Here is a 7662-nt window from a genome sequence, read left to right as displayed (position 1 = left end):
ACGCGGCCCGGAGGGCACCCCGGCGAGCCGCGGACCGGCGAAGCCGGACGCGCCGAGCCGCCCAGGCGGAGCACGGCCCGAAGGGCCGGCGAGGGCCGACGGCCCGGCAGGGCCGCAGGGGCCGGGACGTCCCGACGTCCCGGCGGGCCCGAACGGTCCCGCACGTCCCGACGCCCCGATGCGGCCGAACCCTCCGGCACACCCGAACGGCCCGAACGGGTCGATGAAGCCGGACTTCCCTAGCGCCTCGGTGCGTCCGGATGCCCCGGCACGGCCGAACGGTCCTGCTGGTCCCCACGGTTCTGCGCGCCCAGACGCTCCTGGGCCGGTGGGCCCAGACGCGCCGGCTCGCCCCAACAGCCCCGCTCACGCGGGCAGTTCCACTGGTTCGGCTCGTCCCGGCGGCCCGAACGGTTCGGCTCGACCCGGCGGGCCGGTGCGGCCGGACGTCCCGGCTCGCCCCAACGGCCCCGCACACCCGGATGGCCCCGGGCACCCAGGCGCTCCATCGCGCCCGACCAGCCCCCATGCTGCGGCACGCCCTGACGCCCCGTCCCGACCGAATGGTCCCGCGCGCCCCGATTCCCCGGCGCGGGCGGACGGCTCGATGCGTCCGGAAGCTCCGGCCCGGCCGAACGGTCCGGATCGCCCGGCCGGCCCCGACCGCCCTGTCCGAAATGGACGGACCGATGGGCCGGAGATGCCACGCCAGCGGCAGCCGGAAACGCCGTCCCGCCTCAACGATCCGGCCAATCCCCGCCAGCACACAACACCGCAAGTCCCCGATGCGCCCCGCGCCGACGCGCCGCACGGCCCGGACGCACCGCACGTGGCAGCGCCGCGCGTGAACCACCAGCAGGCGGCGGTCCGGCATCCCGACGCCGGCCGCTACAGGTGGGCCGGCGTCAAGCACGAGGACTTCGCGCACGTCAAGGGCGAAGGCTTCCGCCACTGGGGTCCGGGCTGGCAGCAGCGGGTTGCCGAGGACGCCAGGATTCGCGCGGAGTCGCTCGGCTACCACCAGCCGGACCGACCACGCACCCCGGAACCGGTCCCGGAAGCCCCGCCGCGCTCCACGCCGGAGTCGATGGCCGCCGAAAGGCCGCCGGAAAACCCGTTCGCGCACCGCTGGAACAACGGCGTCGGGGAGCACAAGAAGCTGGACATCTCCGACGAGCTGCGCACGAAGCTCGGCGGAACGGGCCTCGGGATCCGCAACTCGGACTCCGGCCTCTCGATGATCCGGCATTCGCGGCAGGGCTACTACGGCAGCGCGGACTTCGCCCAGCGCATGCCGCGGCCATCGGTGGACCCGAAGAGGTTCACCGTCGAAGTGCACGGCAGCCCGGACGGCGTGACGTTCAACGGCCAGCACCTCTCGGCCAAGGAACTCGCCGAGATCATCAAGGGCGCGCCGGGCTACAAGGAAGGCGCACCGGTGCGCCTGCTGTCCTGCCGAACGGGCGCCGACCTGCCGGACGGTTCCCCGAACTTCGCCCAACAGCTGTCGAAGGAACTGGGCGTAGAGGTCCTCGCGCCCAACAAGGACGCCTGGGTCGACAACTTCGGCAACATGTACGCGAGCGGCAGCCGAGCGGAGTTCCACCCGGACGCCTCCGGCACGCCGCAACCGCGTTTCGACGAGCCGGGCGAGTGGGTCAGCTTCAGTCCGGACGGCGCGAAGGCGGTCCACGAAAGCCCGTTCCCCCCGGGCCACGAACCGGAGTGGACCCGCTTCGGTCACCAAGCCGACGCAGCCCACCAACGCGGCTTCTTCAGCGACCTCTTCGGCCGAAAGCGCGAGGATTCGTTCGAGTTCGATCCGGTGACGGGCGAGAACCTGGAAGCGCGAAGGTTCGATCAAGCATTCCCACAGCCCGAGCAGGCACCGCACCCCGACTCGTACCAGCAGCCGCAAGCACCTCAACACCAGCAGCCGCAGCAGGGCTGGCAGCAACCGGCGCAGTCGCAGGGCGGACAGCAGCACTTCCAGGGCGGGCAACAGCAAACCCACTTGCCCCAGGGCTGGCAGCAGCCGCAGGCGCCGTCGCCTGCCGCGCCCCGGTCGGACTGGTCGCAGCCGCTCGGCCAGCAGGCCCCCGGTCACCACCCGCAACCACCGCAGAACCAACGACCCGGCTACCAGCCCGGTCACCCCCAACAGCCGGCAACCGCGCACCAGCAACCTGCGCCCCCGGCCCATCAGCATCCGGCGCAAGGCCAATGGGGCAGCCCGCACCAGGCCGCGCCGCAACAACCTGGCCGAGCGCACTCGCAACCGCATGCCGGGAGCGCGCCGCACGGTGCGCAGCAGCCGCACCCCGCGGATGCACCGCATCGTCCGCAACAACCACAAGCGATGCCCCAACAGCCCGGGTATCGCCCGGCGTCGCCAACCCCGCCTGCGCAGCACTTCCCCGGCCAGCACCACCAGCCAACGGCAGCGCCCCAACCGCCAGCTGGCCGGCAACCTCCCCATCAGCCGACGCCACCAGCACGGCAAGCGGGACATCCACCGGTGGATGTCCGGGGCCTACGCCAAAACCCGCCTGGCCCAAGCCGATCGGCGCCGCCGCCGGACGTCACCGGCCCGCGCATGCCCACCACAAGCGGCCAGCAGCCGCCGACGTTCGGTGCCCGAACCGACGGCGGTTTCGGTCCGATGGGTTCCCAAGCCGTCGACGACGGGTTCATCCCCCGGTCCGACGGCGGTTTCGGTCCGATGGGCACCCGGGCCGTCGACGAACCGGCATCGCCGCGTACGCCGGAAGCTCCGGAGCCCACGCCGACGCCACTCTCGCGAGGCCGCAACAGGTTTTTCGACGACGAGCCTTCCTACTTGGAAGATCCGGACTACTACGACGCGGTCGATGCTGACGACGATCCGTTCCAGGCACGCTCCAGGACCGCGCCGGAAACGGATTCGCTGAAGCCGTCGAGCAGCGGGGCGAAGGAAGATCTGCCATTCGCTGGTAATGGCGATGAGCGCTTTGGGCGGCAGGAGGTCGAGCATGGGGCGGACTCTCCGGAATTGGACGGACAGGACCCTGGCGGGATCGATGACCACCGCCGGATCTATGTCGACGACTCGAAACCGAGGCTTGACGAGCTAATCCCGGCAGAAGGCGACGTTATTGATGAGGCTGCGGTCCTAGCCGGGTTCCGGGAAGCCATGAATGGCGACTACGGGGGCCTGACTTTCGAGGTGACTTCGGTTGGTCCGGCACATGGATCGGTTAGTGTGCGCGGCGACATCAAGGATGCTTCTGGTAAAAAAGTTGGATACGCGACGAGGGATTACGGCCACACCTCGCAAGGAAAGCTCGTTGTGAATCACGCGATGCTGCATCTGGACAAGGACGTGCGTGGGCAAGGTTTCGGTCGTGAGTTCAGCAACCGCATAGAGGAATGGTATAAAAACTCGGGCGTTGATTCGGTCACCCTCCGGGCCAACAGTGATGTTGGTGGGTATACCTGGGCGAGGCAGGGTTACGAGTTCGCGAATCTAGATCATCCTCAGCAAAGGGTGCTTCCTCGTTTGGAGCGAGAGATCAGGAACACCGCCCGAGATGTCGAGGGTATGCGGGCGGAGTGTGCTGCGATGCAGCCAGGCGATGCGAAGTGGGCGCTGGAAAAGCGGATTTCCAGGCTGGATTTGGAGCTGCGCGAAGCCAGGAATATCGCTGACGATATCAGGTCAGCCACGGACGTGAGGCAGCTTCCCAAACCAATAAAGATCGCGGACCTCGGACGGCCACCAGAATTGCACGACCAGCCCTCGCCCGACGAGCTCTGGCTGGGCAAGCGGGCTCTGCTGGACCCGACCGGAAATTTCAGCTGGCAAGGTGTTAAGAGGTTTGGATGAGGGACGAACAAATTCGGCTCAAGGGCTGGCCAAAGCGCTTGCGTGATCGGCAGAGCAACAAGCTTGGTAACTGGCACAGCGACTGGTCCAAGCGGTATGAGGATCGTGCGGAGTTCCGGGAGGAAGAACGAGTTTCTCCGTCCGACTACAACCTGCACTACCTCGACGTGAACCCGCCGATGGACGCCGCGTTGAATTTTGACAGGCGCGCCAGGGAAATTGATGGGTGTGATCCGGACACCAAGCGTCAGTTGCCGGACCCAGATCCGCATGAGCGATTTCGAGGGGCGGTCTTGGCCGCCGCAGTCGGCGATGCTTTCGGCGCGGCTGTGGACGCAGGCGCTGTGCGAAAATTGCCTTGGAAGCCAAGCGTCATGCTGGGAAAGGAGAGCTTGGTCGAATACGTGGTTCAAGAGGCAAGTGCAAGTCCTACTGCGGTTACCCAGCTCCTTGCATTTACCATCGAAGGGTTGGTTCGTGCGCACACTGCCCGCCGGTTGAACCCTGTTGATCAGGACCCGGCTCCAGAGGTGCAGCATGCTTACCAGCGTTGGCTTTACACGCAGCGAATTCCGTGGGGGAGTCGTGGGCACTGGAGTTCCTGTGGTGGGACTTATGCCGCCCAGGGCGCTGATCCGGATGGATGGTTGATCCAGACCCAGGCTCTTTTCGCGGATCGCGTGCCTAATCCTGGAGTTGTGGCGTCTCTTGCTGGATTTGCGCGGACGGGTGCCCAGTCGACGCTCAAGAGTCCTCTTGGCCCGGCGCGAGGTGGAGACGTCGTGCCGCGAGCTGCTATGGCGTCTATCTGGTCGAATGAGTTGTCGGAAGCATTCGCGGCGGCGGTTGATATCGCGGTGCTGACCCACAGCCATCCCGATGACTACCTAGCCGCCGGAACTCTTGCCGCGATTCTCCACCAACAGCTCCGCGGGTTCCCGTTCTCGGAATGCCTGCTCCATGCGCGCCGTGAATTGGACCGCTGGCCAGGACGCGAGAAGACCTCCCGATTGCTCGACAAGGCGATGGACGTCATCCAGAACGTGTGGACGCCTGCCCCGCAGCCAAGTGCGCAACGAGCCTTCGGAGTCGGCGGTGACGGAGCCGAAGCGCTGGGGATAGCGGTCTACATCGGAATGGCCAGTGACTACGTGCGTGAAGCGCTTCTGCTGGCCATGAACTACACGGAGCACCGATCCGTGGTCGGGGCGATCAGCGGGATACTCATCGGTGCCGAGTTCGGTGTGCAGGCGATTCCATCGGACCTGCGTGCTCCATTGGTACTCAGCGATGCGATCGAGACGCTGGCCAAGGATGCGCTCGTGGAGTTCAGCCCGGGCCCGCCGGCCGACGAGGCCTGGTTGCGCCGGTATCCGGCGTGGTGAGGTACGGCAGAGCCGACGGGCGGAGGGGAGACGACAGCAGATCCGTGAAGTGCCGATCTTCGACTGCCGCTGCTGCGCCGTGGCGGAGTTGCGGAAAGGCCCGCCCGCGAGAAAACCATCCGCCTGGTGACCGCGCGGAATGCATTGCGGTGACTGAAGAAACAGGCTGGGGCTGACATGGCGGACGGCGCTGCGGAGCGCAGCGCCGCGTCCTGCGGTGACTCTCGGCGTGGGAGTTCAGGAGAGGGCGGCGAACTGACAGACTCGGGTGGACGTGGTGAGTCGGGCTCTGCTGGGGAGGGGAAGATGGGGCGACCGGAGTTGTCCGCGCTGGAGCAAGCGATCGAGCGGTATGCGGGGCAGCAGGCGCCGATCGAGGACGTCTACCGGGAGTTCCTGGTCGCGCGGCTGTTGCTGATCAGCTCGCCGGATTCGCCGGATCCCGTGATGTTCAACATCAAGGACCAGCCCAAGCAGCAGATCTGGGTTTGCACCGGCAAGGACGCCGTGCCGGACTTCGCGCCCGGCACTGCGCCCGTCAACGGGTATCAGATCTTGCCGTTGCTCGAGGAGCGGAACGTGCACATCGTCACCAGCGGTGACGTGCACGACCTGATGTTGATCGGCGAGCGCGCCATTCAGCATTCCGCGCCCGGGATCACCGATGCGTTGCGGACCGAGGGGACGCAGCAGCCAAGCACCTGGCTGGCCGTCCCCGATCGCATGTACCGCGAGCAATCCCGGGAGAAAACCCCCGAGTACGGCTTTGTCGGCGAGTACTGGGTGGACGAGAGCGGCACGGTCACCAGCAAGTACCGGCCGAATCCGGGGTATCGGCCGTCGCCGGTGACCTTGGGCTTCCCACAGCCCGAGAGCAGGCTTGAGAAGTTCCTGCACCTGCATGCGACTGGCCAGGTCGCGGACGAGCTTCTGGTGTCGGTGGTCAATCAGTCCGAGTTCGCCCTGGTAGTGGAGGAAGGCGGTGCCGCGCCGCTGTTCCCGCTCGGCGAGAAGCGGGTGATCGTCGCGGCCTCCGGCGTCAAGTACTTGCCGGACTTCGCGAAGGGCGCCGCCAAGGCCAACACCGCAGCGATCAAGCTGTTGCTCGCCGAAGCGGACCTCGTCATCGACCTGGGCGCGCGCCACCAAGCGCACATCTCCGGGACACGCCTGCTGGCCGCGCTCGAATCGCAGGCGGAGCAGCCAGGCGCGGAGCAGGTGCAGCCCGAAGCACAGCCGCAAGCAGCTCCGGCCCCGCCGCGGCAGCCCGCGCCGGTGAAACCACCCGACCCGCACGAGCGGTTCATCGGGTCGAAACCACCCGACCCGCACGAGCGGTTCATCGGGTCGATGCTCGCTGGCGCGATGGGGGATGCGCTCGGGTATGCCGTCGAGTTCCACGACATCGGGATGATTCGGCAGAACCACGGGGATGCTGGGCTCACCGCTCCGGTGCTTCGGGATGGCGTTGCGCAGATCTCCGATGACACGCAGATGATGCTCTTCACCCTGGAAGGGCTCATCCGGGCTCACGTCGCTCGGCGGATCAATCCGACCGACAACGATCCCGTTCCCGAGGTTCAGCACGCTTATCAACGCTGGTTCCACACCCAGAACCAGCCGTGGGCGCAGGCAGGTGGCCCCTATGCGCGGCATCTGCAGCAGCCCGACGGGTGGTTGATCACGCACCCCGAGCTGTTCAGCCTGAGGGCTCCGGGGAACACCTGCATGTCCGCCCTCGCCAAGTTCGCGCAGACGCATCAGCACGCCAACCCGCAGTTCAAGATCAACGACTCCAAGGGCTGCGGCGGTGTCATGCGCGCCGCCCCGGCCGCAGTGTGGTCCAACGATCCTGCCGAGGTCTTCTACGCCGCGGTCGGCACCGCTGCACTGACGCACAGCCACCCCAGCGGCTACCTCTCCGCCGGAGTGCTCGCGGTGATCGTTCACCAGCTCATCCGAGACGTGCCGGTGCGGGAAAGCGTTCGGATGGCGCGGGATCTGCTGCTCCGGTGGCGGGGGCACGAGGAGCAGTTGCAGTTCCTCGACGCCGCCGTCGAGCTCGCCAAGCAGGGCGCCGTCACTCCAGAGGAGATCAAGGACACACTCGGTCAGGGCTGGGTCGGGGAAGAAGCTCTCGCGATCGGGCTCTACGCCGTGCTGGCCACGGATAACCTTCGGGACGCCTTGTTGCTGTCCGTGAACCACTCGGGGGACTCCGATTCCACGGGGATCGTGTGCGGCAACATTGCTGGGGCGCTGCACGGGGCACGGGCCGTTCCGCAGGAGTGGCTCGCGTCCCTGGAGTTGCGCGAGCTCGTCGAGACGCTGGCCAAGGATGCGCTGGTCGAGTTCAGCCCCGGGCCGCCGACCGATCCGGGGTGGACCCGGCGGTACCCCGCCTGGTGACCA

Annotated in this window: 3 protein-coding genes; all 3 read left to right on the top strand. The window is 67.2% G+C overall.

Annotation, left to right across the window (positions count from 1 at the left end):
* Positions 1 to 700: 700 nt before the first annotated feature.
* The 3 genes from SSPN_RS0138250 (at position 701) to SSPN_RS53190 (ending at position 7659) form a co-directional block, all read left to right on the top strand.
* The gene (locus SSPN_RS0138250) at positions 701 to 3865 is read left to right on the top strand and encodes a GNAT family N-acetyltransferase (protein ID WP_010315446.1); all 3165 of its coding nucleotides are present in this window, start codon (positions 701 to 703) and stop codon (positions 3863 to 3865) included.
* The gene (locus tag SSPN_RS0138245) at positions 3862 to 5250 is read left to right on the top strand and encodes an ADP-ribosylglycohydrolase family protein (RefSeq protein ID WP_044577137.1); all 1389 of its coding nucleotides are present in this window, start codon (positions 3862 to 3864) and stop codon (positions 5248 to 5250) included. Before SSPN_RS0138250 ends, SSPN_RS0138245 begins: the two co-directional genes overlap by 4 nt.
* Before the next feature lie 306 nt (positions 5251 to 5556).
* On the top strand, positions 5557 to 7659 hold the full coding sequence (locus tag SSPN_RS53190; protein WP_010315442.1) for an ADP-ribosylglycohydrolase family protein: 2103 nt from the start codon (positions 5557 to 5559) through the stop codon (positions 7657 to 7659).
* Positions 7660 to 7662 lie beyond the last annotated feature (3 nt).

The sequence above is a fragment of the Saccharopolyspora spinosa NRRL 18395 genome, from assembly GCF_000194155.1.
Taxonomy (GTDB): domain Bacteria; phylum Actinomycetota; class Actinomycetes; order Mycobacteriales; family Pseudonocardiaceae; genus Saccharopolyspora; species Saccharopolyspora spinosa.
This window is presented reverse-complemented; position numbering and strand designations above follow the sequence as displayed.